Origin of the sequence: Bradyrhizobium sp. CCBAU 45321 (assembly GCF_028128975.1) — a bacterium.
GTDB classification, from domain to species: domain Bacteria; phylum Pseudomonadota; class Alphaproteobacteria; order Rhizobiales; family Xanthobacteraceae; genus Bradyrhizobium; species Bradyrhizobium yuanmingense.
The window spans coordinates 54,754-80,458 of the sequence record NZ_LFKZ01000116.1; the positions used below are offsets into that span (position 1 = coordinate 54,754).

General features: G+C 66.2%; 22 protein-coding genes and 1 pseudogene. 18 read left to right on the plus strand and 5 right to left on the minus strand.

Going from position 1 to position 25,705, the window contains the following annotated elements; translation table 11 throughout:
* Window positions 1–2: 2 nt before the first annotated feature.
* From ACM43_RS14640 to ACM43_RS14660, 5 genes are all read right to left on the minus strand, one after another.
* Entirely contained in the window at window positions 3–1,619 is a 1,617-nt protein-coding gene (locus ACM43_RS14640) for an ATP-dependent acyl-CoA ligase (RefSeq protein WP_271540770.1), read from the minus strand.
* A gap of 7 nt (window positions 1,620–1,626) precedes the next feature.
* On the minus strand, window positions 1,627–2,103 hold the full coding sequence (locus ACM43_RS14645; RefSeq protein WP_271540771.1) for an aromatic-ring-hydroxylating dioxygenase subunit beta: 477 nt from the start codon (window positions 2,101–2,103) through the stop codon (window positions 1,627–1,629).
* A complete protein-coding gene (locus tag ACM43_RS14650; RefSeq protein ID WP_271540772.1) occupies window positions 2,100–3,440 on the minus strand; it encodes a Rieske 2Fe-2S domain-containing protein in 1,341 nt (446 codons plus the stop codon). The genes ACM43_RS14645 and ACM43_RS14650 overlap by 4 nt, the downstream gene beginning before the upstream one ends.
* A 17-nt stretch (window positions 3,441–3,457) precedes the next feature.
* Window positions 3,458–4,414 (minus strand): PDR/VanB family oxidoreductase, encoded by a 957-nt coding sequence (locus tag ACM43_RS14655; protein ID WP_271540773.1) that lies wholly within the window; start codon window positions 4,412–4,414, stop codon window positions 3,458–3,460.
* A 268-nt stretch (window positions 4,415–4,682) separates the two neighbouring features.
* Entirely contained in the window at window positions 4,683–5,627 is a 945-nt protein-coding gene (locus ACM43_RS14660; protein ID WP_271540774.1) for a LysR family transcriptional regulator, read from the minus strand.
* A 229-nt stretch (window positions 5,628–5,856) separates the two neighbouring features.
* Between ACM43_RS14660 and ACM43_RS14665 the strand changes: the two genes are divergently transcribed.
* The 18 genes and pseudogenes from ACM43_RS14665 to ACM43_RS14750 all read left to right on the plus strand — a co-directional run.
* Window positions 5,857–6,792, plus strand: coding sequence for an MBL fold metallo-hydrolase (locus tag ACM43_RS14665; RefSeq protein ID WP_271540789.1), 936 nt, complete (start codon window positions 5,857–5,859; stop codon window positions 6,790–6,792).
* Between the two features lie 13 nt (window positions 6,793–6,805).
* On the plus strand, window positions 6,806–7,801 hold the full coding sequence (locus ACM43_RS14670) for an alpha/beta hydrolase (protein WP_271540775.1): 996 nt from the start codon (window positions 6,806–6,808) through the stop codon (window positions 7,799–7,801).
* 197 nt (window positions 7,802–7,998) lie between these two features.
* Entirely contained in the window at window positions 7,999–9,249 is a 1,251-nt protein-coding gene (locus ACM43_RS14675; RefSeq protein WP_271540776.1) for an ABC transporter substrate-binding protein, read from the plus strand.
* Window positions 9,250–9,373: 124 nt separating this feature from the next.
* Entirely contained in the window at window positions 9,374–10,198 is an 825-nt protein-coding gene (locus ACM43_RS14680) for a helix-turn-helix domain-containing protein (protein ID WP_157282395.1), read from the plus strand.
* 286 nt (window positions 10,199–10,484) lie between these two features.
* The gene (locus ACM43_RS14685) at window positions 10,485–11,495 is read left to right on the plus strand and encodes a branched-chain amino acid ABC transporter permease (RefSeq protein ID WP_157282396.1); all 1,011 of its coding nucleotides are present in this window, start codon (window positions 10,485–10,487) and stop codon (window positions 11,493–11,495) included.
* A gap of 1 nt (window position 11,496) precedes the next feature.
* Window positions 11,497–12,579 carry a branched-chain amino acid ABC transporter permease gene (locus tag ACM43_RS14690; RefSeq protein ID WP_271540777.1) on the plus strand — a complete coding sequence of 361 codons (1,083 nt, stop codon included), beginning with the start codon at window positions 11,497–11,499 and terminating at the stop codon, window positions 12,577–12,579.
* Window positions 12,572–13,354 carry an ABC transporter ATP-binding protein gene (locus ACM43_RS14695; protein WP_036023786.1) on the plus strand — a complete coding sequence of 261 codons (783 nt, stop codon included), beginning with the start codon at window positions 12,572–12,574 and terminating at the stop codon, window positions 13,352–13,354. The genes ACM43_RS14690 and ACM43_RS14695 overlap by 8 nt, the downstream gene beginning before the upstream one ends.
* Window positions 13,347–15,554, plus strand: coding sequence for an ABC transporter permease (locus tag ACM43_RS14700; protein ID WP_271540778.1), 2,208 nt, complete (start codon window positions 13,347–13,349; stop codon window positions 15,552–15,554). The genes ACM43_RS14695 and ACM43_RS14700 overlap by 8 nt, the downstream gene beginning before the upstream one ends.
* Window positions 15,555–15,557: 3 nt before the next feature.
* The gene (locus tag ACM43_RS14705) at window positions 15,558–16,391 is read left to right on the plus strand and encodes a phosphoenolpyruvate hydrolase family protein (protein WP_271540779.1); all 834 of its coding nucleotides are present in this window, start codon (window positions 15,558–15,560) and stop codon (window positions 16,389–16,391) included.
* A 27-nt stretch (window positions 16,392–16,418) separates the two neighbouring features.
* On the plus strand, window positions 16,419–19,331 hold the full coding sequence (locus ACM43_RS14710; protein ID WP_271540780.1) for a flotillin family protein: 2,913 nt from the start codon (window positions 16,419–16,421) through the stop codon (window positions 19,329–19,331).
* Between the two features lie 11 nt (window positions 19,332–19,342).
* Entirely contained in the window at window positions 19,343–19,780 is a 438-nt protein-coding gene (locus ACM43_RS14715) for an SRPBCC family protein (RefSeq protein ID WP_035699161.1), read from the plus strand.
* A 243-nt stretch (window positions 19,781–20,023) separates the two neighbouring features.
* Window positions 20,024–20,467: an SRPBCC family protein gene (locus ACM43_RS14720; protein WP_271540781.1), complete on the plus strand. Its 444-nt coding sequence runs from the start codon at window positions 20,024–20,026 to the stop codon at window positions 20,465–20,467.
* 3 nt (window positions 20,468–20,470) lie between these two features.
* A complete protein-coding gene (locus ACM43_RS14725) occupies window positions 20,471–21,289 on the plus strand; it encodes an FAD binding domain-containing protein (protein WP_271540782.1) in 819 nt (272 codons plus the stop codon).
* Window positions 21,290–21,295: 6 nt separating this feature from the next.
* The gene (locus tag ACM43_RS14730) at window positions 21,296–21,772 is read left to right on the plus strand and encodes a (2Fe-2S)-binding protein (protein ID WP_225155774.1); all 477 of its coding nucleotides are present in this window, start codon (window positions 21,296–21,298) and stop codon (window positions 21,770–21,772) included.
* 9 nt (window positions 21,773–21,781) lie between these two features.
* Window positions 21,782–23,374 (plus strand): xanthine dehydrogenase family protein molybdopterin-binding subunit, encoded by a 1,593-nt coding sequence (locus tag ACM43_RS14735; RefSeq protein WP_271540783.1) that lies wholly within the window; start codon window positions 21,782–21,784, stop codon window positions 23,372–23,374.
* Entirely contained in the window at window positions 23,375–24,397 is a 1,023-nt protein-coding gene (locus ACM43_RS14740; protein ID WP_271540784.1) for a xanthine dehydrogenase family protein molybdopterin-binding subunit, read from the plus strand.
* Window positions 24,398–24,407: 10 nt separating this feature from the next.
* Entirely contained in the window at window positions 24,408–25,289 is an 882-nt protein-coding gene (locus ACM43_RS14745) for an AAA family ATPase (protein WP_271540785.1), read from the plus strand.
* Window positions 25,286–25,705 (plus strand): annotated as a pseudogene (locus ACM43_RS14750) (hypothetical protein); the annotation flags it as partial. The gene ACM43_RS14745 and the pseudogene ACM43_RS14750, both read left to right, overlap by 4 nt.

Genomic DNA, 25,705 nt, shown 5'->3' on the forward strand with positions numbered 1-25,705 from the left:
GATCAGACTTGCCGCTTCTTGAGGTCGCGCAGGTCGAAGAACGCGCCTTCGCGCATCAGCTTCCCGACAAAATCCTTCAACCCGCCGCGCTGGATCTTCTCGGTCGCGGTCAACGGCAGGCTGTCGGCGAAGCAGATCCAGCCCGGCGCCTTGTAATAGGCCATCTGCTCAAGGCTCCAGCGCACGATCTCTTCGGCGAGCGCGCGGTCCGCGCCGGCCTTCTCAGCGATGATGACCGCCGCAACCTCGTCGCCGCGCACCTGATCCGGCGTCGCCGCAACCGCGGCCTGCCGGATCGCGGGATGGCGGTTGAGAACGGATTCGACCTCGACCGCGGCGATGTTCTCGCCGGAGCGACGGATCACGTTTTTCTTGCGATCGACGAAGTGCAGGTCGCCGTCCGCATCGCGCGACACGATATCGCCAGTGTGCAGCCAGCCGCCGGCCCACGCCTCGATGGTGGCAGCCTCGTTCTTGAGATATTCGCGGAAGAAGCCGTAGCGCGGATCAGCGCCGGCGCGCCGCACCAACAGCTCGCCGGGCACATCGAGCGGGGCATCATTGCCGCCGTCATCGACGATCCGAACCTCGATCTCGGGGGCCGGGCGACCAAAACAGCTGGTGCCGATCTTGCGCGGCTCGACATTGGCGGCGATGACGCCGCCGCTGCCGGTCTCGGTCATCGCCCAGGCCTCCAGCAGCGGGAAGCCGAAGCGCTGCTCGAACGTGGCATGCAGCAGCTTGTCGACGCCGGCGCCGAAGCCGAAGCGCACGCTGTGCGCGCGGTCCAGCTCCGATGGCGGCGCACTCATCAGCATCGAGGGCATCACGCCGAGATAATGCAGGCAGGTGGCACGGCTGTCGCGCACCGAGGCCCACCAGCTGCGCGGGTGGAAGCGATCGAGCATGGTCAGGCAGCCGCCGACCGACAGCATCGCCATCAGAGACACCGCCATCGCGTTCATGTGGAACAGCGGCAGCGGCGTGATCATACGCTCGCCGTCTGGCTTGAGGTCGATCAGCCCGCCGACGTCGCGATACCAGTTTCCGCAATGCAGGAAATAGGTGTTGGTGAGGACGCAGCCCTTGGGCTGGCCCGTCGTCCCCGACGTATAGAGCAGCGCGCATTCGCTTCCCTCGCTTGCCGAGGTCGAGGGCCGCGCACCGCCGAAGGGCGCGGGAACGTCGTCCTGATCGTCCACGACAGGGATCGGCCGGCCGGCCTGACGCGCGGCCAGCGCCACCTCCTCGCGCCGTTCGGTGAGGACGAACGCGGCATTCATCTCGGAATGCCCGATGATGTATTCGAGCTCGCTGAGACGGAGGTCCGGATTGATCGGCACCACCGAGACGCCGAGCGCATTGAGCGCGAACCACAGCTCGATGAAGACGGGCCTGTTCTGGAGCAGCAGCCCGACCCGGTGGCCTTCGCCGTAGCCGCGGCTCGCAAACGCTACGCGACGGCGCTCGACCCGGTCGAGCATCGCGCGGTAGGAAATCTCGCCCGCCGCAATGCCGTAGATGCCTGCGGTCTCCGGCAGCACGTTGAGGAAGCCCGCCTCGCCACGGCGGAGCGCGGTCTCTTGAAAACGGGCATGGACAGTGGTCGCAGCGGTCAAAGCAGTCTCACATGAAAAGCTGGATGTTGCCGAACGGCGCAGCGAAATTGACGAGATCGACCCGCTTGAGCTTGATCTTCAGGGCATCGCCGACCTGCACGAGCTCGTGCGAGGCCCATCCCGAATAGCGCTCCAGCATATCGCCGCGCGTCTCGGTGTAGATGTAGGAAGTCCGTGCCTTGAACAATCCGGCAGCAGGATCGCACGCGACGATCCGCGGTGCCTGGAGCAGATGATGGCAACGGCTCTTCGGCTTCTGGCTGAAGGTGCGCTCGCCGGCGAGCCGCTCGACCCGCACCTTCAGGAGCAAAAGATCCTCATACATCAGTGACGGCTGCAGCACCGGATCCTGCTGCTGCCATTCCAGCGGCATCCAGTAACGCCCTTCGGGGTGAAACAGATCGAGCCAGGCCTGCCACTCCATCGTGTCGAGCAGCTCGGCCTCGCGATAGATGAAGTCCGTGATGGTCTTCTCGCCGATCATTCCGGAGCCTCGATGCGCTCGTCCATGCCCATGGTGATGAATTTCGCCCAGGCGTGAAACTGGTTCCGCATCTGCCGCTCGGACGTGCCGTTGATCACCGCCGTGACGTCCTGCTCTTCGTGGCCGTCGTAGAGCCGCCGCAGATTGACCCATTGATTGCCGTTGGACTTCAGTCCTTCCTGCGCCCGCTCATACATCTCGAGGTCGTCGTGGCCGACGATCGAGGTCGGCGCGTTGATGAAGCGGTTGTACATCAACGCGCGCTCGTAAAGCTTGTCGGGGGCGCCGACCAGGCGATAGACCCAGCTCTCGACCAGCGTCTTGTCAACCGCGATCGGGATGAAATTGCGCAGGATCTGGACAGCGCCTTTCACCATGATGTTCGGGAAGTAGACGGTGTTGTGCCTGACTTCGCCAAGGATCTCATGCGCGCGCTGCTCGCCATAGGCTGCGACCATCTGGTCGAGATAGCCCGGGATATCAGAGTAGTTCGAATGGATGGAGTTGGCGACGCCGGTGTGGCCGTGGCCGTTCGGCCAAATCCGGATGCCGCTCTGCTCGTAGAACTCGTACGGGCTCATGAAGGGACCGTAGAGCTGCACCGCCATCGGCGTTTCCGTGGAATCGCCCTGCTCGCGCTTCCAGACCTTGACCGCGGTGCCGGCCGAGCTCTCATGCGCCACCATCGGATGGCAGGTGTCGGTCTGGTTCTCGACCAGCATCTTCCAATTGCACGTGTGCATGTAGCGGATCGGCGTCGCCTGGACTGCGAGCTTGCCCTCCGGCGAGCGGTCGACCATGTTGTCGATGGTCGAGAGACTTTCGCCGAAATAATTCTCAAAGGAGACGCCGTCATCGCTCAGGCGAGCGAAGATGAAATCGCGGTAAATGACGACATTCCTGACCTTCGACAACCCTTCATTCGCCTGAGTGTCGCCGAAGCCGGTGCCCTCGTAGCCCTTCTTCAGCGGGATCGCGAGCAGCGAGCCGTCGGTCTTGAAAGACCATGCGTGATAGGGGCAGCGGAAGAACTTTCCGGTGTTGCCGCAGGGTTCGGACGCGATCTTCACGCCTTTGTGCGGGCAGCGATTGTAGAACACATGGATGGAGCCGTCGGTATGGCGGCTGGCCATGACCGGCTGCCGGCCGATATTGGCCGTGATGAAATCGCCGGGTTTTGCAAGTTGACTGGCATGGCCGACATAGACCCAGCTGTTGGGAAACAGCTGCTCCATCTCGAGCTCGAAGATCTCGGGTTCGACATAGACGTCGCGATGCACCTCGGCCTCGCGCACCAGCGCCGCAATCGCGCGGGCATTCCCGCCGTATCTTTTCATGGCGTCCCTCGCCTCCCCTAGAGATCCAGCACCAGACGTTCCGACTTCGCACGTGACACGCAGATCTGCATGACCTTGTTGGACGCTCTCTCCTCGTCGCTGAGGATGACGTCGCGATGATCGGGGACTCCCGCGATCACGCCGCACTGGCAGATGCCGCAATCGCCGCGCCGGCAATCGTAGAGCACGTCGAAGCCGGCCGCCTCCAGTGCCTCGATGATGGTCTGCCCCGCCGCAACGCCGACGACCTGCCCGGTCGACTTGATCTCGACCTCGAACGGCCGGTCAGGCGACGACGGCTGCTCGGATTTGAAGAGCTCGTAGTGAACGCGGTCGGCTGACACACCCGCGGCGGCCGCAGCCGCCTTCACCGCCTCGATCATGCCCGAAGGGCCACAGACATAGACGTGGGCGTTTGCTGCGGCACCGCCGAGCGCCGCGGCAATGTCGAGGCGGGATTCATCGCTGTCGTAGTGGACAGACAGCCCTCCGGCGCAGATCTCCTGCAATTGCGGCAGGAACGCCAGCAATCCTTGCGTGCGCCCCGCATAGTGCAGGCGATATGAGCTTCCCCGCGCCGCCAGCTCCGCCGCCATCGACAGAACGGGCGTGATGCCGATGCCACCGGCGAACAGCAGCGCCGGCGCTGCTCCCTCGTGCAGGCGAAAATTGTTGACCGGCGCGCTCGCCTTCACGACGTCGCCGACCTTGAGCGCGTGCATGAACTGCGAGCCGCCGCTCGAGGCCTCCTCGCGCAGGACACCAAGCGCCAGCGCATCTTCAGGAAGTCCCGGCAACGCCATCAGCGAGTACGGCCGGTCTCCGCCATTCGGGAGCGCGACGCGGAGATGCGCGCCTGCCTGCCATTGCGGCACGACGCCGTCCTCCACACCAAACACAAGGCTCCGTATGAACGGCGTCTCCGCGACATACGACCTGACCTTGAGCTTGAGCTTGAGCGGATGCACGTCCATTCAGGCATCTCACGGATTATATGAATTTGCATATTTTTAGACATGTAATAATTCGCTGTCAATCGCCAGCACGGGGGCAGGGACGAAAGCCGGCGATAATGCCGATCCGGCAATACTTCGAGACACCTGCCTATTTCGGCACGCAGCTCAGGAAGGCGGCAGGCGGCATACCGGACCCGACGAATGCAAGCTGGCCGACCTCATTTCAGAAATCAGAACTTACAGCCTGAGCAGCGCCCGCTCGTCCCGACGTGAGGGCCCATCGCGATCAAGCAGCAGCCGCCTGGTATAAGCACTCGCGAAGCCAGGCGTGGCCCTTGTCCTCCTGATTGCGCGGATGCCACAGCGCGACGATGCGAGCGGGCGGCAGATCGAGCGGCGGTGGCGTGAGATCGAGCTCGTGGGCGAAGCGGATCAGGAAGCGCCGCGGAAGGGTGCAGATGCAGTCGCTGTGCGCAAGGATGACCGGCGCCAGCGCATAGGTCTGGATCGAGACGGCAACGCGCCGGGAGCGGCCGAGCACCGCCAGCGCGTCGTCGACCAGGCCCGAGAAACCGCCGCCATCGGCGGAAATCAGCAGATGGTCAAGCGCGCAAAAGCTGTCGAGATCGAGCGGGCCGTTGCCGCGCGGATGACCCTTGCGCTGTGCGGACAGGAAGCCGTCCTCGAACAGCGGTCGCTGCATCAGCTCGCCATGTGCGCGGTCGGCTCCCGTCACCAGGATGTCGATCTCTCCCCTTTCGAGCTGATCCACGACATCGCGCGCGGGGTGAACAAGGGCGAGCCGCGCCCGCTCGGCCATCGCGGTCAAGCGCGCGACCAGGCCGGGCGCCAGCGTCACGGCCGGGTTCTCGTGGATGGCAACGACGAAGGTGCGCTGGCTGCGGGCGGGGTCGAACACGGCCGGTCCCTCCACCATGCGACGAAGCTTGCCGAGCACGTCCGCAAGCGCCGTCTGCAACTCCACCGCCCGCGTCGTCGGCACGACGCCGCGCCCGCTCGCGGCGGATACGAACAGCGGATCGGCAAAGATCTGCCGCAGCCGGTTCAGCCGCGCCGAGAGCGCAGGCTGCCCGATATTGAGCCGGGAGGCCGCGCGCGTCACGTTCCGCTCGCGCAGAAGAGCCTCCAGAGCCAGCAACAGACCAAGATCGATCTCGGCGAGATCGTTATCATCGGCCGGCCGACCCCGGCCGTGTTCCGCATCCTGCATCGGTGGCACCTCCGTCTGGGGCATGTCGCGACCGCGACGAGCCGCGATACGAGGGTTAGGGCCAAAACGCCGGCGTGAAAAGCTGGGCCAGCTTCCTTTCCGATATCGACCATGTCGATGGGACCTATCGAGCCCGCGACTCTCCCCAAGGCCTGGCTCGCTTCGTACCTCACCGTCACCGCGGCCCGGGCAACCAGCCCTACGCCACGGTCCAGTGGAGGACATCTTGATGATTCACGCGGCCAAGACCTATCAGATCGGCGAAGCATCCATCACGCGGATCGACGAGTTGCGGCTTGCCGCATTCAAGTTCGACGCGCTCTATCCGGAAGGCGAGCCGCAGGCGCTGGGGCGCCATCGCGACCGCCTGGAGGCGGGCTCGTTCGATGCTGCGACAGGCACCTTCATCCAAAGCATTCACAGCTGGCTGGTCAAGACGCCGCACCACACGATCCTGATCGACACGGCCACCGGCAACGACAAGCACCGACCGGAGATTCCGCCGCTTCACCGGCTCAACGAGCCGTTCCTGGCGCGGCTCGCCGCAGCGGGTGTCACGCCGGAGCAGGTCGATTACGTGCTGCTCACCCACGTGCATGGCGATCACGTCGGCTGGAACACCCGCCTCGTCGACGGACGCTGGGTCCCGACCTTCCCGAATGCGACCTACGTCTTCTCTGCGATCGAGCAGGCCTATGGCGAGAGCCTCGCGACGGGCACAGAGCCGACCGGAACGGCCCGCCCTGCCCCGTCCCTCGGTCCGGCGCTGCGCAAGCCGGCCGACCGTGTCTATGACGACAGCGTCCGGCCGGTGGTCGAGGCCGGACTTGCCAAGCTCATCGCGGTGGACGGACGCGAGGTACTCGAAGGCATCTCGTTCGTTCCGACACCCGGTCATAGCGTCGATCACGCCTCCATCCGCCTCGTCTCGCGCGGCGAGGAGGCGCTGTTCGCCGGAGACGTGATGCACCACCCGCTCCAGGTCTATGAGCCTTCGCTCAATTCCTGCTTCTGCGAATTCCCGGAAGCCGCGTTGCGCTCGCGCGCCTTCGTGCTGGAGAATGCTGCCGAGCGGGGCGCGACCATCTTCACCACCCATTTCGCACAGTCATCGGTCGGCCGCGTCAGCCGCACCGGAGGACGCTTCACCTGGCAACTCGTCTGAACGGAGAGCGATCATGAACCAGCACGCCAGCGCGCGCGTCGACAGGCCCGAGATCGTGGTCGAGGATCTCATGATCCCGAGCGACACGGCCGGAATTTCGCTTCACCTGCGCAACAAGCGCCCCGTGGCGCTCGAGACCTTCTCCGCCGAGCGAACCATCCTGATGATGCACGGCGCGACCTATTCATCGGGAAGCCTTTTCGATACGCCACTCGACGGCCTCTCGTTCATGGATCATCTCGCCGGCCATGGCTACGACGTCTTCGCGCTCGACGTGCGCGGCTATGGCCAATCGACCCGCCCGTCCGAGATGGACGCGCCGCCGGAGCAGTCCGAACCGCTCGTGCGCACCGAGGCCGGCGTGCGTGACCTCGCCAGCGCCGTCGCGTACATCCTCAAGCAACGCAGGATCGCGCGCCTCAATCTGGTTGCCATGTCCTGGGGCGGCTCGGTGGCCGGCGCTTACACCGCAGGCAACAACGACAAGGTCGTCAAGCTCGCGCTGGTCGCGCCGCTTTGGGTGCTGCAGGGTCCGGCTCCGATCGATGCAGGCGGGCGCCTCGGCGGCTATCGCAACGTTCCGGTGCTGGACTTCAGGACGCGCTGGCTCTCGGCTGCGCCGGAAGCGGCACGATCGAGCTTGATCCCGGCGGGCGGCTTCGAGCGCTGGGCCAATATCTCGCTCGCGACCGACCCGTCAGGCAGCGCGCAAGCGCCTCCCATCATGCGTGCGGTCAACGGCCCGATCCTGGACATCCGCGAATACTGGGCCGCCGGCAAGAGGCTCTACGACGCCGGCGACATTCGCGTGCCCGTGCTCCTGGTCCACGCGGAATGGGATCAGGACGTGCCCATCGCTTCGGCGCAGGACCTGTTCCTTTCGCTGAAGCATGCGCCATACCGGCGATGGGTCGAGATCGGCGAAGGCACGCACATGGTTCTGCTGGAGAAGAACCGTCTGCAGGCGTTCGATGCGATCAACCAGTTTCTCGGCGAAGATTACAGCTAGCGCGGGCGCCCTGCTGCACCGCGAAAATTACTCGCGCCGCAACATTCAAAAATGAGACTGCCAGTCAAGCCGAACGAGGCTGCGATGGGTGCAGCGCATCCGACTTCGGCTAGCTTTCCTCCAAAGCCGCGGGCTTCGAGCGCCACGGGCACCATACGGTTCGTCGCGGCAACAAGCGATGACACAGGGAGGAGCACATGTCGAAATGCAGCATCGGACTGCTCGCGTTGAGCAGCCTGTTTCTTTCGGGCGCGGCGATCGCCCAGGAAAAGATCAAGGTGGGCGTGACCGCAACGCTCGAGGGCACCTACACGGTGCTCGGCGAGGACGGCATGCGCGGCCACCAGACCGCGCTCAACGTGCTCGGCAAGAAGGTCGGCGACAAGGAACTCGAATTCATCGTCGCTTCGACCGATGCAACGCCGGACTCCGCCGTGCGCGCCGTGCGCAAGCTGATCGAGCAGGACAAGGTGCAGATCCTGCTGTCGCCGCTCTCCGGCGACGAAGGCATCGCGGTCAAGAATTTTGCCAAGAGCCATCCCGGGCTGACATTCATCAATGCCGCATCCGGTGCGCAGGAAACGACCTATGTCGACCCGGCACCGAACTTCTTCCGCTACAACATGGACGGCGCGCAGTGGCAGATCGGCCTCGGCAAATACGCCTATGAAGAGAAGAAGTATCGCAAGATCGCGACCGTCGGCGAGGACTATTCCTTCATCTATACCCAGGTGTTCGGGTTGGTGCTCGAGTTCTGCGGCATGGGCGGACAGGTCACCAACCGGCAATGGGTGCCGCTGGGAACGAAGGACTTCGCCTCCGTCATCGCTGCCCTGCCCGACGACGTCGACGCCATCTATCTCGGGCTTGGCGGCGCCGACGCCGTCAACTTCCTCAACCAGTATCAGCAGGCCGGCGGCAAGGCGCATCTGATGGGCGGTTCTATCATGATCGACCAGACCATCCTGTCGTCGAAGGGCAACGCCAAGAACGCGCTGATCGGAACCATCGCGGCGAGCGGCCAGGCCGACACTTGGGAGGATCCGGGCTGGCAGAAGTTCGCGAAGGCCTATCAGGACGCCTTCCCGCCCAACAAGCGCTTCCCGAGCCCGTCGCTGCTCGCCACCAACTACTATAATTCGACCATGGCGCTGATCCTCGCACTGCGTCAGGTTAACGGCGATCTCTCCAACAACCAGGCCAAGTACAAGGAAGCGCTGGCGAAGATCGAGCTCGACGCACCGAACGGCAAGATCAAGCTCGACTCCAACCGCCAGGCGATCGGCACCAACTTCGTCACCGAAGTCGTCGACGACGGCAAGGGCGCGCTGTTCAGCAAGGTCGTGAAGGTGATCCCGAACGTGAACCAGACGCTCGGCTACGACCCGGCCGTGTTCTCCAAGATCGGGCTGCCGAGCCGCACCGTGCCGGAATGTAAGAAATACTGACGCATCACGTCAGGCAGACGCAACCGGGGAGCGACTCGCTGACGCGGTCGCTCTCCGCTCTTGCAATCTCGGCGGTGTTGTTGAAGGCTGGCCGAAAAGACAAGAATGCTCGGGAGGGGAAGGCATGAGCCGTGCGCTCGCCGTCTTCCACGGCCGCTTCGGCCGGGCGACGGTTTATCAGTTGAACCGGCCTTTCAATATCCACGCCCATCGCGAAGGTCATCTGATCTTCCATGTCGGCGGCATGTCGGCATGCATCGACGTCTCCGACGGGCATTACGATCTCACCGAGACGTCGGTCGTCGCCGTCAATCCCTGGGAGCCGCACAACTTTCTGCCGACCGATCTTGACGGCGGCGCCATCTTCTTCGTGCTCTACGTCAACGCCGAATGGTTTGCGCCGGATGCCTCCGGCTCCGACCGGTTGCGCTTCGGCCGCACCCAGTTCAAGCGCACGCCAGCACTCGACAAGCACATCAGGCGGACCGCCGCGCTCGTGTGCGGCGCACCATCGCTCTCCAGTCTCGATTCCGAGCTGAGGCGACTGATCGACATCTGCTACGACGAAAGCTGGCAGCAGGCCGAGATCGCGCGCGATCCGCGCGCAGGCGGCGTCACCGATTTTCGCGTCCGCAAGTGCATCAAGATGATGTCGGAGAGCCCCGGCGCTGAAATCGAGCTCGACACCATCGCGCGCGAATCCGGCCTGTCGCGACCGCATTTTTACCGCCTGTTCCGCGTGCAGACCGGCGTCACGCCAAACCTCTACCTCAACACGCTGATCATGGAACAGGCGCTCGAAGCGCTGGTGGCGAGCGAGACACCGATCGCCGACATCGGCTTCGATCTCGGCTTCTCCTCGCAGAGCGGTTTCACGCGCTTTTTTGCCGCCAATGTCGGGATGGCCCCGACCGATTATCGTCGCGCCGCCAAGGTTTTGCGCGCCTGAGCGCAGGCCACGAAAAGATACTCACGATCAAACGTCGCCCTCGCCGCTTGGCTAGGATGCCGGCAACCCGATCCCGGAAAAGAGGATCGCGCGTGACGGGAGGACGTTCGCTCATGGCAGGGCCAGCAGCCGGCAACGGCTTGCATGCCCCCTCGCCCCACTTGCGGGGAGAGGGTCTGGGTGAGGAGGAGTCTCCGCAAGTGCGGCGGCAGTTTGACTCGCGGAGAGTCTCCCTCGCCCGGCGCTACGCGCCGACCTCTCCCCGCAAGCGGGGCGAGGTGAAGCCATGAGCCGCTTCGTCGAACGCCATCCGGCCTGGGCGCTGATTACGATCATCGCGATTGCGGTCGGGCTCTGGCTGATCTTCGCGGTCTGGCCGCCGGGGCTGGAAGAGGCGATCGGCCGCAAGCGCGTCTTCCTCAACGCGGTGTTCAATGGCATCACGCTTGGCGGCCTCTACTTCCTGGTCGCCAGCGGCTTCACGCTGATCTTCGGCCTGATGCGCAACGTCAACCTCGCGCACGGCTCGCTCTATCTGTTCGGCGGCTATATCGGCTACGCCATCAGCTCATCGACCGGCTCCTGGATCCTCGGCTTCGTCGTCGCCTTCATCCTGACCGCTGTCGTCGGCGTGCTGCTGCAGGTGATCGTGTTCCGCCGGATGGAGGGCCAGGATCTCAGGCAAACCATGGTGACGATCGGGCTCTCGATCGTGTTTGCCGATCTCATGCTGTGGGCCTGCGGGGGCGACTTCTACCAGATCCAGACCCCGAAATGGCTGATCGGTCCCATCGAGCTGCCGCTGGTGACTGCGATCAAATCCTCGGGCGATCCGGTCTACCTCAGATATCCACTCGTCAGGCTCGTGATCTTCGTGGCCTCCGTGGTGATCGGCGTCGCGATGTGGCTCGCGCTCAACCGCACCCGGATCGGCATGATCATCCGCGCCGGCGTGGACGACCGCGATATTCTCGCCGCGACGGGCGTGCGCATCCAGCTCGTCTTCGTCGGCGTGTTCGCCTTCGGCGCGGGGCTTGCCGGCATCGCCGGCGTCGTCGGCGGCACCTTCCAGTCATTGTCGCCCGGCGAAGACATCCGTTTCCTGCTGGCGTCCCTCGTGGTTGTGATCGTGGGCGGCATGGGCTCGATCCCGGGCGCCGCGCTCGGCGCGCTGATCATCGGCCTCGCCGAGCAGCTCGGCTCGGTCTACATCCCGACCTACGCCATCGTCGTGACCTTCCTGATCATGGTGCTGGTGCTGGCGATCAGGCCGCAAGGCCTATTGGCGAGGCGCTGAGATGTCGCTCGCCCACGATGCCCCAGTTGCCCTAGGCCGCGCCACCAAGGCGCAGCCCCCCGCCCGGACATGGCCGGAGATCAACAACCCCGCTGCCTGGGCCGTCGCGGCCATTCTCCTGATCATGCCGCTGATCGCGAGCAGCTTTTTTCTGATCGAGATCTTCGCGACCACGCTGATCCTCGGCACCGTGGCGCTGAGCCTGATGTTTCTTGCCGGCTATGGCGGCATGGTCAGCCTGATGCAGCTCACCATCGCGGGCTTCTCAGCCTACATGGTCGCGGTGTTCGGCGTCAGCGGCAACCCCAATATCAGCCTGGGCTGGCCGTGGTGGCTCGCGGTGCCGATGGCGCTGGCGCTGGCGACCGCCTTCGGCACGCTCGGCGGAGCGCTCGCGGTGCGCACCGAAGGCATCTACACCATCATGATCACGCTCGCGATCGGAGCGGCCTTCTACTATTTCACCAACCAGAACTGGGCGATCTTCAACGGTCATACCGGCATCAACACGGTGGCTACGCCACACTTCTGGGGCGTGAACTGGCGCGCCGACATTCCCTTCTATTACATCGTGCTCGCGGTCGCCGCGCTCTGCTATTTCGCGGTCGAATACCTCTCGCGCGCGCCGTTCGGCCTGGCGCTCCAGGGTGTGCGCGACAATCCGCGGCGGATGGCGGCGCTCGGCTTCAACGTCAATGCGCACCGCGTCGCGGCCTATGCCTTCGCGTCTTTCGTCGCGGCGCTGGCCGGCGTGCTCCAGGTCTGGAACTATCGCCAGATCTCGCCGGGTTCGGTCAGCGTCGGCGCGTGCATCGACGTGCTGATCATCGCCGTCGTCGGCGGCATCACCCGCCCGATCGGGCCCTTCATCGGCGCGCTGATCTTCGTGCTGCTGCGCACCTTCGCGCTCGACTTCCTGGTCCGACTCGGACTCGACGGCAACCGCTTCCGCCTGCTGATCGGGCTCGGCTTCCTCGCCATCGTGTTCTGGTCCTCGGACGGCGTCATCGGCCTGTGGCAGCGCTGGCGTCAGCATCAACGGCGCGAGGCGAGCCGCTCCGGTGGAGGGCGCGGCCATGGATAGCGTCGCCCAACGCCTCTCCGCCGTCGGTGCCGGCGCAGCGCTCGAGCTGCGCGGCGTGACGCGGCTGTTCGGCGCGCTCGCCGCGTTGACCGACGTCACCATCACCGTGCGGCCGGGCGAGCGGCGCGCCGTGCTCGGCTCGAACGGTGCCGGCAAGACCACGCTGTTCAACTGCATCACGGGCGACTTCCCGCCCTCCTCCGGCACCATCCGCTTCTTCGGCGAGGACGTGACGCATTTCCCGCCCTATGAGCGCATCCGCCGCGGGCTGCGCCGCACCTACCAGATTTCGGCGCTGTTCCCCGGCCTCACTGTGCAGGACAACGTCTATCTCGCCTGCCGCGGCGTCTCGCGCGGGCGCTTCTCGTTCCTGCGTCCGGGGCAGAACGATGCGCTGATGCATGCGGCTGACAACCTGGTGCAGGCCGTGCATCTCTCCGCCGTGAAGGACCAGCGCGTGGCCGAGCTCGCCCACGGCCAGCAGCGCCAGCTCGAGATCGCGCTGGCGCTCGCGGGCGCCCCGCGCTTCGTGCTGTTCGACGAGCCGGCCGCGGGCCTGTCGCCCACGGAGCGAGCCGAGCTGATCGAGATCCTGACCTCCCTGCCGGCCCATATCGGCTACATCATCATCGAGCACGACATGGACGTTGCGCTGCGCGTCGTCGAGAGCGTTACGATGATGCACAACGGCCGCGTCTTCAAGGAAGGCCTGCCGGAGGAGATCCAGTCCGACCCCGAGGTGCAGGAGCTCTATCTCGGGGGCGGCCATGAATGAGGTCCGCCGCAGCAATCCGGCGCTCGAGGTTCGCGGCCTCGACGTCTACTACGGCCACTCGCATGCGCTGCAAGGCGTTGATCTCACATTGGACAGCGGCGTGTTCTCCGTCGTCGGCCGCAACGGCATGGGCAAGACCACGCTGTGCAAGGCGATCATGGGACTGGTCGGCGTGAGCGGCGGCTCGATTCGCGTCCGCGGCGAGGATGTCACGCGGCGGCCGCCGGCCCAGATCGCCCGGCTCGGCGTCGGCTACGTGCCGCAGGGACGCCGTCTCTGGCGCTCGCTCAGCGTCGACGAGCATCTGCAGCTCGCCGGCGGCCTGCGTTCGGGCGCCTGGACCGTCGAGCGGATCTACGACACATTCCCGCGCCTCGCCGAGCGCAAGGGCCACGGCGGCGGCCAGCTCTCCGGCGGCGAGCAGCAGATGCTGGCGATCTCGCGCGCGCTGCTCACCAACCCGCATTTGCTCATCATGGACGAGCCGACCGAAGGCCTCGCGCCCGTCATCGTCGCGCAGGTCGAGGAGATGCTGCTGCGGCTGGGCGAAGACGGCGACATGTCCGTGCTCGTGATCGAGCAGAACATCGGCGTCGCCACCGCGATCTCGCGCAACGTCGCGATCATGGTCAACGGCCGCATCAACCGCATCATCGACTCCGCGCGCCTTGCCGCGGACCGCGAGCTCCAGCAGCGCCTGCTCGGCGTCGGGCTTCATGCGGAGCTCGAACCGGATCTCGACGTCGCCGAGCCGGGTGCCGAGGCGAAACCGGCGCCGGCCCCACGGCGCGACGGGCCGGTCCGCATCTACATCTCCAACCCGACGCTGCCGACGCGATGGTCGCAACCGGTGCCGATCGCCCGCATCGAGGCCGCCGCGCGGACGCTCTCGACGCAAGTCGCGCAGCTCGACGAGACCGCGCGGCGCAAGCGCGAACCGGTGGCGACGCAGGCTTCGGGCCCGCCAGTGGTGCTGGTCGTCGGCACGCTCGATACCAAGGGCCAGGAGCTGCGCTACATCCGCGACATCATCGCCGAAAGCGGCCTGCGGACGCGGCTGGTCGACGTCTCGACCAGCGGCAAGCATTCATCCTGCGATGTCTCCGCGCAGGAGATCGCCCTAAACCACGGCCGCGGCGGCTCCGCCGTGTTCGGCACCGACCGCGGTGCCGCCGTGACAGCAATGGCGGATGCATTTGCGAATTGGCTGCGGCGCCAGGGCAATGTCGCCGGCGTGATCTCGGCGGGCGGCTCGGGCGCGGCCTCGCTGGTCGCCCCGGGCATGCGCGCCCTACCCGTCGGGGTGCCCAAGCTGATCATCTCCTCCGTCGCATCAGGCGATGTCGGGCCCTATGTCGGCCCGGCCGACATCACGATGATGTACTCGGTCACCGACGTGCAGGGGCTGAACTCGATCTCGCGCGCAGTGCTCGCCAACGGGGCCAATGCGCTCGCCGGCATGGTCAAGGCGCGGCTCGACGCGCGTGCCGCAACGGCGCGCGAGGCAGGCCTGCCCGCGGTCGGCATCACCATGTTCGGCGTCACCACGCCGGCCGTGCAGAAGATCGCCGCCGACCTGCGGGACGATTTCGAATGCCTGGTCTTTCATGCCACCGGCGTCGGCGGACGCTCGATGGAGAAGCTCGTGGAGTCCGGCCAGCTCGCCGGCGTGATCGACCTCACCACGACTGAGATCTGCGACCTCTTGATGGGCGGCGTGTTCCCGGCGACCGAAGACCGCTTTGGCGCGATCATCCGCAGCCGCCTGCCCTATGTCGGCTCGGTCGGCGCACTCGACATGGTCAATTTCGGCGCGCCCGACACAATTCCCGAGCGCTATCGCGGCCGCAAATTCCACGTCCACAATCCACAGGTGACGTTGATGCGGACGACGGTGGAAGAGAACGAGCGGATGGGCCGCTGGATCGGCGAGCGGCTCAACCAGATGGACGGCCCGGTGCGTTTCTTCATGCCCGAGGGCGGCGTCTCCGCGCTCGACGCGCGAGGCCAGCCGTTCTGGGATCCGGATGCCGATGCCGCGCTGTTCCGCACGCTGGAGCGCACCGTGCGGCAGACCGGCAACCGCCAGCTCATTCGCATCCCTAAGAACATCAACGATCCCGATTTCGCCGCCGCCACCGTCAGCGCGTTCCGAACCCTGTTCGGGCGCACCGGGGTGCGGCGGAGACTCGCGAGGTGACCGATGGCCAGGTTTGAACGCGCGGCGCTGCTGAAAAGGTTTCGCGACATGGCAAAGCGCGGCGAGCCGATCGTCGGCGGCGGGGCCGGCACCGGGCTCTCAGCCAAATGTGAGGAAGCCGGCGGCGTCGACCTCATCGTCATCTACAATTCCGGCCGCTACCGCATGGCCGGGCGCGGTTCGCTGGCGGGCCTGATGGCGTATGGCGATGCCAACGCCATCGTGCTGGAAATGGCGAACGAGGTGCTCCCCGTGGTCGGCCAGACCCCGGTGCTTGCGGGCGTCAATGGCACCGATCCCTTCCGCGACATGGACGTCTTTCTCGACCAGCTGAAGGCGCTCGGATTTGCCGGTGTCCAGAATTTTCCGACCGTCGGCCTGATCGACGGCACCTTCCGCGCCAATCTCGAAGAGACCGGCATGTCCTATGCGCTCGAGATCGACATGATCGCCAAGGCGCACGACAAGGACATGCTGACGACGCCCTACGTGTTCAGCGAAAAGGAAGCCGCGGCGATGGCGATCGCCGGCGCCGACATCATCGTCTGCCACATGGGCCTGACGACCGGCGGCACGATCGGTGCGCAGACCGCGCCGAAGCTCAAGGACTGCCCGGCGCAGATCGACACCTGGGCGACCGCCGCGCTCAGCGTCAATCCGGACATCCTGGTGCTGGCGCATGGCGGGCCGATCGCCGATCCCGCCGACGCGGACTTTATCATGAAGAATACCCGTCATTGCCACGGCTTCTACGGGGCGTCCTCGATGGAGCGGCTGCCGGTGGAGCGGGCGCTGACGGAACAAGTGCGGCAATTCAAGGCGATCGGCGCGCGATAGCGCCTGATTGGTTCGAGGGAGGGAAAGATGTCAGGGATGCTGGTCGGTGAATTGATCCTCTGGCTGATCGTCGCGATCATCGTGATCGTGGTTGGCGTCTATATCGTGAACTGGCTCTACCACCGCTCCTCCAAGGAGACCTCGTTCGTCCGCACCGGCTTCCTCGGCGAACGCGTGGTGATCAATGGCGGCGCCTTCGTGCTGCCGTTCATCCACGACTACACGCCTGTCAACATGAACGTCTTGCCGATGGGCATCGTGCGCTCGAAGCAGGATGCCGTGATCACCCGCGACCGCATGCGCGTCGACATCGAGGCCGACTTCTACGTCCGCGTGCAGCCGACTCGGGAGGCCGTCTCGATTGCCGCGGCGACACTCGGCCGCCGCACCCTGGAACCCGGGCAGCTCCACGCACTGCTGGCCGGCAAGTTCATCTCCGCGATCCGCTCGGTCGCCTCCGAGATGACCATGGAGGAAATGCACGAGCGTCGCGGCGACTACGTCGCGCGGGTCAAGACCGAAGCGGCGGAAGCTCTCGCCCAGAACGGCCTCGAGCTGGAATCGGTCGCGATCACCGATCTTGACCAGACAGACCTCGAGTTCTTCAACCCTTCGAACCGTTTCGACGCCGAAGGCCTGACCCGCTTGATGGAGGACATCGAGGCCAGGCGGAAGCTGCGCAACGACATCGAGCAGGATTCGATGATCAAGATCCGCTCCCGCAACCTCGAGGCCGAACGGCAGGCGCTGGAGATCGAGCGCGAGAGCGAGACCGCGCGCCTCGAGCAGGAACGTGACATCGAGATGCGCCGTGCGCTTCAGCGCACCGAAGTCGCGCGCGAGCGGGCCCTGCGCGAGACCGAGGCCGAGCAGGCGCAGATTTCCGCCCGCGAGGCCATCGAGCGCGCCCGCATCGCCAATGAGCAGGCGATTGCAGAGGCCCGCATCGCCTCCGAGCGCGAGACCCGCCAGAAGGAGATCGAGCGGACCCGCACCATCGAGGAGAAGGAGCTGCTGGCGCGCGAGGAGATCGAGAAGACCCGGATCGCCAACCAGCGCTCGATCGACACCACCCGCATCGCGTCCGAACGCGAAGTGCGCCAGCGCGAGATCGAGCGGATGCGCACGGTCGAGGAAGCCGAGATCGCCGCCCGCGAGGCCATCGAAAAGGCCCGCATCCAGCAGGACCGCGTCGTCACCGATGCCCGCATCGCCAATGAAGAGGAGACACGCCGCCGCGAGATCGAGCGGACGCGCGCGGTCGACGAGGCCGAGATTGCCGCACGCGAGGCCACCGAAAAGGCCCGCATCGCCCAGACGTTGATCGTCAATGTCGAACGCATCTCCTCCGATGAGCGGACCCGCGCACTGGAGATCCAGCAGGTGCGAACCATCCAGGAGGCCGAAATCGAGGCCCAGCGCGCGGTCGAGGCCGCCCGCATTGCGCGGGAGCGGACGCTCGCTGCCGAGCGCATCGCCGCCGAGCAGAGCACGCGGCAGCTGGAGATCGAGCGCAACCAGGCGCTCGACGTCGCCGGCATCGCCGCGCGCGAGACCACGGAAGCTTCGCGCATCGCCCAGGAAGAGCGCGTGCGCTCGCTGGAGATCGCCCGCAACCGCGCCGTCGAGGAAGCCGACATCGCCTCGCGCGAGGCGATCGAGGCCGCCCGCATCGCCCAGGAGAAGGCGGTTGCGGCCGAGCGCATCCAGGCCGAGCGTGAAACGCGCGCGCTGGAGATCGAGCGGACCGGGATCCTGGATGCCGCCGAGCTGAAGCGGCGCGACGCCATCGAGCGGCAGCGCATCACGGTCGACCTGGCGCTCGAGGCCGAGCGCATCAATGCCTCCAAAAAGCGCGAGGTGCTCAATATCGAGCAGAAGAAGGCGATCGAGATCGCGGACGAGGACCGCGTCATCGCGCTGTCGACCAAAAAGTCCGAGCGGATCGACGCCGACCGCCAGGTCCGGCAGGCCGAGATCGTCGCTCGCAAGGAGGTCGAGACCACCGACGTCTCGCGCGAGCAAGCCCTGGAAGCCGCTCGCATCGAGCGTCGTCGTGCCATCGAGCAGCTCGAGGTCGCCCGCGTGCAGTCCCTGCAGGAAGCCGAGATCGCCTCCCGTGAGGAAGTCGAGCGCGCCCGCATCGCGTCCGATCGCGGCCTCGACGAGGCCCGCATCGGCCGCGAGCGCGAGCTGCGCAAGCTCGAGGTCAACCGCGAGAAGGACGTCGAGACGGTGCTGATGGAGAAGGCCATCGCCATCCATCAGAAATCGCTGGAGGAGTCGGCCGCGCGCGCAGCCGCCGAGGAGGCGCGGATCCGGGCGACCGAAGCCACCGAACGCGTCATCACCGCCCGCGAGAGCGAGATCGCCAAGCGGCGCAAGACCGTCGAGGTCCTGCTGGCGGAGAAGCAGGCGGAGGAGACCCGCATCGCCGCCGAGGCCGAGCGTGTGCGCGCCGCAGTCGAGGCGGAGGCGCAGCGCATGCTGAACGAGGCCGAGAACGTGCTGACCGACCAGGCGCGCTACTCGCTGTTCCGCAGAAAACTGCTCGACCGCATCGAGGGCATCGTGCGCGAGAGCGTCAAGCCGATGGAGAAGATCGAGGGCATCCGCATCCTCCAGGTCGACGGCCTCAACGGCAACGGTCACGGCAACGGCAATGGCGGCCGCAGCGCCACCGACGAGGTGATCGACTCGGCGCTGCGCTATCGCGTCCAGGCGCCGCTGATCGACTCGATCCTGTCCGACATCGGCGTCGAGGGCGGCAGCCTCGCCAAGATGCCGGGGCTGATCCGCGAGGCCCGCGACATGCAGGGCATCAAGGAGGCCGCGCGCAAGAGCGGCGGAGGTGGTGGCGGCGGCGACAAGCCGGCGGCCGCTCCGCCTGCGAGCGAGGGTGGCGAGCCTTCCGAGCGCGGCCCGCGGAAGAAGAGCTGAGGTCTTAAGCGATGGCCCGCGTCTACGTCTCCACCGTCGTCAACGCCCGCAACGACCGCGTCTGGGCGCGGGTGCGCGATTTCAATGGCCTGCCGAACTGGCACCCGGCCATCGCCGAAAGCCGGATCGAGGGCGGCGAGCCCGCCGACAAGATCGGCTGCGTCAGGGATTTCCGCCTGCGCAACGGCGACCGCATCCGCGAGAAGCTGCTCGGCCTCTCCGACTACGACATGTTCTGCACCTACTCGATCCTGGAATCGCCGATGGGCGTCGAGAACTACGTCGCCACCCTGCGCCTGACACCCGTCACCGACGGCGACCAGACGTTCATGGAATGGACCGCCGAATTCGACTGCGCGCCGGAACGGGAGACCGAGCTCGTCAACAACATCGGCGGCGGCGTGTTCCAGGGCGGCTTCGACGCCCTGAAGCGCGTGTTCGGAGGCTGACGTGATCCGACCTGTTTCGATCAAGGCACACTGCGCCCCCTCTCCCCACTTGCGGGGAGAGGGTTGGGGTGAGGGGGAGCCTCTCCGGGGACGGAGGCAGTTGGACTCGCGGAGACTCCCCCTCACCCGGCGCTTCGCCAGCGCCGAAGCCTTGCTTCGGCGTCCTTCAAAACGGCCGCCGCAGGCGGCCTATGCCTCTCCCCGCAAGCGGGGCGAGGTGAAGAGAACAACAGAGGGCTAGCCGTGCCGCATATCGTCAAAAGCACGATCCTGGACGCACCGACCGAGGCGGTGTGGGACGTGCTGCGCGATTTCAACGGTCACGATCGCTGGCATCCGGCGGTGGCGACCTCCGCGATCGAACGCGCGCAGTCTTCCGACAAGATCGGCTGCGTCCGGCGATTCAAGCTGAAGGACGGCTCGGAGCTGCGCGAGCAGCTGCTGGCACTGTCCGATCTCGAGCAGACCTTCAGCTATTGCCTGCTCGATACGCCGGTCCCGATGTTCAATTACGTCGCCCATGTCCGGCTGCTGCCGGTGACCGACGGCGACCGCACCTTCTGGCACTGGGAATCGCGTTTCACGACGAAGCCGGAGGACAAGGACCGCATCACCCACATGGTCGCCGAAGACATCTATCAGGCCGGATTCGAAGCGATCCGCCGCCATCTGAAGGAGGCCGCTTAAGCCATGGCCGTGACGGTAAAAACCTTTGCGAATGCGAGCGAGGCGGCTGGCGCGCTGTCGTCGGACCGGAGCGCGCGCTATCTCGGCGGCGGCACGCTGGTGATGCGCGCGCTGAACGAAGGCGACGTGTCGATCTCGACGATCGTCCGGGCGCATGACCAGGCGCTGACCCGGATCGATGCCTCAGGCCCGCGCATCACGCTCGGTGCCGGCGTCACCTTCGCGCGCGTGCTCGCCGAGCGCGACCTCGCCTTCCTGCATGCCCCTGCCCGCTCGATCGGCGGTCCCGCCGTGCGCAATATGGGCACAATCGGTGGCAATCTGTTCGCGCCGAACCCTTACGGCGATTTCACCGTGGCGCTGCTGGCGCTCGACGCCACCATTGCGGTTCAAGGCGGCTTCGGCTCGCGCGATATTCCGATCGAGGAGTTTTTGCAGGGGCGCGAGCGCCAGGTAGGGACGTTGGTGCTGTCGGTGTCCTGCACGCGGCCGGCAAGCAGCGAGGCGTTTCGTTATCGCAAGATCGCGCGCATCAAGCCGAAGGGCGGCTCGGTGATTACACTTGCCGCGCATCTGCCGGTCAGCGGCGGACGGATCGCGGGTGCGCGGATTGCGCTGGGCTCGATGGCGCCGACCCAGATCCGCGCTCGCGCCGCCGAGCGCGCGCTGGAGGGCCGCTCGTTGGATGCTGCGACCATCGCAGCTGCTGCTTCGGCGGCTACAGAAGGAACAACGCCCTCAGACAACGCGCTCGGCAGCGCCTGGTACCGCCGCGAGATCGTCGGCGTGCATTTGCGGCGCCTGCTGTCGGGACAGGAATAGCTCGCCATGACAAAGATCCCCCTGCAGTTTCGCCACAACGGCCGCGACGTCGCGATCTTCGTCGACGGCGGCACCAATCTGCTCGTCGCGCTGCGCGAGCTGATCGGCGACATGACGCCGAAATTCGGCTGCGGCCAGGGTGGCTGCGGCACATGCAGCGTGCTGATCGATGGCGAGCTTCACCTCTCCTGCCTGACGCTCGCCGAGACCGTCGCGGGCCGCTCGGTCGAGACGCTCGACGGCATGAAGCAAGGCCCGAACCTGCATCCGCTGCAGCGCGCCTTTGCCGACAATTTCGCCGCCCAGTGCGGCTATTGCACGCCGGGCATGCTGATGGCTGCAAAGGCGCTGCTCGACCGCAATCCGACCCCGAGCCGGGCCGACGTCATCGAGGCGATCTCCGGCAACATCTGCCGCTGCACCGGCTACGAGCCCATCATCAATGCCATCCTCGCCGCCGCGGGCGGCCGGGCCAGCGCCTGAGGTCAGACCATGCTGGAACTGCGCAAGGACATCTTCGCCGACGAGCGTGATGATAATTTGAAGGAAATCGGCAAGGGCACGCAGCGGCAGGACATGCTCGGCCACATCACGGGCACGTCCAGCTATTTCAACGACCACAAGCTGCAGGGCATGCTGCACCTGAAGGTCGTTCGGTCGACCCAGGCCCATGCAAGGCTGCGCCGCATCGATACCACCGAGGCCGAGCGCTCGGCAGGCGTGCGCCGGATCATCCGCGGCGCGGACGTGCCACGCAACCTCAACACGCTGCTCAGCCTGATCAACTTCGGCAAGGACGACGAGCCGTCGCTGGCGGTTGACAAGGTCCGCTACAAGGGCGAGCCGATCCTCGCTATCGTCGCCGACAGCGAGCGCGAGGCGTTCGAGGCGATCGCAAAGGTCAGGATCGACTACGAGCCGCTGCCGACCGTGTTCGACGTCGAGGATGCGCTGAAGCCGGGTGCGCCTGTCGTCAACGAGACCTATCCGAAGAACGCCTTCATCTATCATGACGTCTACGACCACCAGCGCCTGCGCTTCGGCGACGCTGATGCCGCGCTCGCAACCGCCGACCACGTGCTCGAACAGCGCTACCAGATGTCGCCGATCGAGCACGCGCCGACCGAAACCAACGGCGCCATCGCCGCGCCCGACACGAACGGCCGCTACGTCGTCTACACCTCGACCCAGGCGCTGTTCTTCTCGGTCGACACCTGCGCCAAGATCCTCGACGTGCCCTCCAACACCTTCCACTTCATCGGCGGCACCGTCGGCGGCGGCTTTGGCGGCAAGGTCGACACCTTGACCGAGCCGCTCGCGATCCTCGGCGCCATGTTGACAGGGCGCCCCGTCCGCTACGTGTTCGGCCGCGAGGAGGAGATGCAATACGGCCCGCCGCGCGGCGCCGAACGCATCTACATCAAGGACGGCGTGATGCGCGACGGCCGCATCGTCGCGCGCAAGATCCGCGCCTATTTCGACAACGGCGCCTATACGCGGCTGTCGAGCTATGCCGCCGTGAAATGCGCCGCGCACCTGCCGGGCCCCTACACCATCCCGAACGTCTATGGCGATGTCTATTGCGTCTTCACCAACCGCACGCCGGCGACCGCGATGCGCGGCTTCGGCGTCACCGCGATGGACTTCGCCATCGAATGCCAGATGGACAAGCTCGCAAACCTCGTCGGCATGGACCCGATGGAGTTCCGGATTCTGAACGCCTATCGCGACGGCGACATGAAGGCGCATCGGCGCGAGGCCAAGAACACGGCACTGATCGAGTGCGTCCAGGTTGCGGCGGAAAAGGCCAAATGGCCGATCCGCGACGAGTTCAGGCGAGCCTCCTCGCGCAAGGACGGCGGCGGCAGCCGCGCCGTGATCCCGCCGACACCGACGGATTCCCGGGCGCGGCCGGCCGCGCCTGCGCAGCAGCGCACGACCTACGACCGCGCGCCGGTGACGGCAACAGGAGAGCCGCCGCGCGAGCCACCGCCCCCGGCGCCGCCACCTCCTCCGCCGCGCCCGGCCGCACCCTCGCACGGCGCGACCCGTTTCTCCTCCGTCTTCGGCACCAGGAGGCGCTAGATGACCCGGCATCGCGGACGCGGCATGGCGTCGATCAATTATCCCATCGGCATGAATCTCGGCGGCGATCCGAGCCAGGCGCTGGTGCATTCCAACCCGAGCGGCAAGTTCACCGTGGCGCTGTCGTCGATCGACCTCGGCCAGGGCATGAAGTCGGTGACGCGGCAGATCTGCGCGGAGACGCTGGGGGTGCCCATCGAGGACGTCTATGTCGACACGGCGGACTCCGACACCGGCCCGCATTGCATGGGCTCGTTCGCTTCGCGCGGCACCCATCGCGTCGGCAACGCCGTGATGGCCGCCGCCCGCGAGGCGCGCGGCGTGATGATGGAGGCCGCCGCCGAGGAGCTCGAGGTCAACGCCGCCGATCTCGAGACCGATGGACGCGGCAACATCCATGTCAAGGGCGCGCCGCACCGCTCGATCTCGACCAAGGATGTCGCCATCGCCGCGCAGTTCAAACAGGGCAAGACCATCTCGGGCCGCGGCATCTTCCTGGTGCCGCTCTCCAACGTCGACCCTGAAACGGGCGAGATGTCGCCCGCGACCTGCTATGCCCATGCCTGCCTCGTCGCCGAGGTCGAGGTGGACGACGAGACCGGCGAGGTCGCGATGGTACGGATGGACTCGGCTTACGAGCTCGGCCGTGCGCTCAATCCGCGCCTGGTCGAGCAGCAACTGGTCGGCGGCGCCTGGATGGGCGTCAGCCATGCACTCTACGAGACGCCTGAGCCATACTATCCCGATCCCGTCCACGGGCCGCGCGACTTCGTCGAATATTTGATGCCCGGTCCCGGCGACATCTGCCCGCACGACATTGCCGTGCTGGAGCGTCCCGCCCCTGACGGTCCGTTCGGGGGAAAAGGCCCTGGCGAAATGTGCGCCAACCCGGTGCTGCCCGCAGTGGCGAATGCGATCTTCAACGCGGTCGGCGTTCGCATCGACGACCTGCCGATCACGCCGGAAAAGGTGCTGCGGGCGATCAAGGCGCAGGGCGGCGCGCGGCCGCAGGCGCGGCGCTAAAGGATCGGCCGTGGCGGTTCGCAGCAACATCGTCGGCATCGACAGCCCGGAGGCGCTGGAGAAGGCGCTGCGCGCGGCCTATTACCTCGCCGACGAGGGCCTTGCGACCGCCGCCTATCTCGGCCTCGCGCTCGGTAAGCCACTGCTACTGGAAGGCGCGCCCGGCGTCGGCAAGACGGAGGCTGCCAAAGCTATCGCCGCGGTGCTCGGCCGCCGCCTGATCCGCCTGCAATGCTACGAGGGCATCGACGCCTCTGCCGCGCTCTATGAGTGGAACTACCCGCGCCAGATGCTTGCGATCCGTCAGGCCGGCGATGAGAGCATCGACATCTATGGCGAGACGTTCCTGATCGAGCGGCCGATGCTGGCGGCGCTGCGCGCACCTGATTCCACCGTGCTCCTGATCGACGAAATCGACCGCGCCGACCAGGAGTTCGAGGCCTTCCTGCTCGAATTCCTATCCGACTTCCAGATCTCGATTCCCGAGCGTGGCACGGTCCGCGCGGCCGAGCGGCCGGTCGTCGTGCTCACCTCGAACCGGACCCGCGATCTGCACGAGGCCTTGCGCCGCCGCTGCGTCTATCACTGGATCGATTATCCGACGGCGGAGCGCGAGGCACGCATCATCATGATGCGCGCCTCCAGCGTCGCCGAAACCACGGCCCGCGCCGTCGTCGCGGCCGTCGAGAGATTGCGGCGCGAACCGCTGAGCAAGGCCCCCGGCATCGCCGAAGCCGTCGACTGGGCCGAGGCCGCGACCCTCCTCAACAAGGGCGGCGCACGCTGGCCCGATGCCTTCAAGCGCTCGATCGGCGTGGCGCTGAAGGACGAAGAGGACCTGCACTTCATCGCGCCCCGGCTCGACGCCATGCTCGCGGAGGCGACCGCATGAGCAACGAGCCACAGCTCCCGCGCGCTGCCCGCACCTTTGTTTCCTTCGTCGCGCTGCTGCGCGCCAACGGCTTTGCCGTTGCACCGGAGCAGACCACTGCGTTCCTCGCCGCGATCGCGCTGCTCGGACCGCGCAAGCTCGACGACATCAGGCAATCTGCGCTCGCCACCCTCGCCCCGCCGCCCGAACGTCGCGCCACTTTCGATCGGCTGTTCGACTTGCATTTCCGCGGCAGCGAGGCGATCGAGCATGCCGAAAATGGCGAGGACGACGAGACCGTACGCCTTCAGGAGGAAGGTCGCGGCGACGAGGAGCCCCTGCTCTCCGACGATTCCAACGAGTCCGGCCTGACTGCATCGCGCACCGAGGCGCTGGTCGAGCGCCGCTTCGCGCAGCTCTCCACGACCGATGCGCTC

Coding starts and splice junctions, on each gene's coding strand:
- ACM43_RS14645 (WP_271540771.1), bottom strand. CDS start 2,103: ATGATCGGCGAGAAGACCATCACGGACTTCATCTATCGCGAGGCCGAG.
- ACM43_RS14650 (WP_271540772.1), bottom strand. CDS start 3,440: ATGAAAAGATACGGCGGGAATGCCCGCGCGATTGCGGCGCTGGTGCGC.
- ACM43_RS14655 (WP_271540773.1), bottom strand. CDS start 4,414: ATGGACGTGCATCCGCTCAAGCTCAAGCTCAAGGTCAGGTCGTATGTC.
- ACM43_RS14660 (WP_271540774.1), bottom strand. CDS start 5,627: ATGCAGGATGCGGAACACGGCCGGGGTCGGCCGGCCGATGATAACGAT.
- ACM43_RS14665 (WP_271540789.1), top strand. CDS start 5,857: ATGATTCACGCGGCCAAGACCTATCAGATCGGCGAAGCATCCATCACG.
- ACM43_RS14670 (WP_271540775.1), top strand. CDS start 6,806: ATGAACCAGCACGCCAGCGCGCGCGTCGACAGGCCCGAGATCGTGGTC.
- ACM43_RS14675 (WP_271540776.1), top strand. CDS start 7,999: ATGTCGAAATGCAGCATCGGACTGCTCGCGTTGAGCAGCCTGTTTCTT.
- ACM43_RS14680 (WP_157282395.1), top strand. CDS start 9,374: ATGAGCCGTGCGCTCGCCGTCTTCCACGGCCGCTTCGGCCGGGCGACG.
- ACM43_RS14685 (WP_157282396.1), top strand. CDS start 10,485: ATGAGCCGCTTCGTCGAACGCCATCCGGCCTGGGCGCTGATTACGATC.
- ACM43_RS14690 (WP_271540777.1), top strand. CDS start 11,497: ATGTCGCTCGCCCACGATGCCCCAGTTGCCCTAGGCCGCGCCACCAAG.
- ACM43_RS14695 (WP_036023786.1), top strand. CDS start 12,572: ATGGATAGCGTCGCCCAACGCCTCTCCGCCGTCGGTGCCGGCGCAGCG.
- ACM43_RS14700 (WP_271540778.1), top strand. CDS start 13,347: ATGAATGAGGTCCGCCGCAGCAATCCGGCGCTCGAGGTTCGCGGCCTC.
- ACM43_RS14705 (WP_271540779.1), top strand. CDS start 15,558: ATGGCCAGGTTTGAACGCGCGGCGCTGCTGAAAAGGTTTCGCGACATG.
- ACM43_RS14710 (WP_271540780.1), top strand. CDS start 16,419: ATGTCAGGGATGCTGGTCGGTGAATTGATCCTCTGGCTGATCGTCGCG.
- ACM43_RS14715 (WP_035699161.1), top strand. CDS start 19,343: ATGGCCCGCGTCTACGTCTCCACCGTCGTCAACGCCCGCAACGACCGC.
- ACM43_RS14725 (WP_271540782.1), top strand. CDS start 20,471: ATGGCCGTGACGGTAAAAACCTTTGCGAATGCGAGCGAGGCGGCTGGC.
- ACM43_RS14730 (WP_225155774.1), top strand. CDS start 21,296: ATGACAAAGATCCCCCTGCAGTTTCGCCACAACGGCCGCGACGTCGCG.
- ACM43_RS14735 (WP_271540783.1), top strand. CDS start 21,782: ATGCTGGAACTGCGCAAGGACATCTTCGCCGACGAGCGTGATGATAAT.
- ACM43_RS14740 (WP_271540784.1), top strand. CDS start 23,375: ATGACCCGGCATCGCGGACGCGGCATGGCGTCGATCAATTATCCCATC.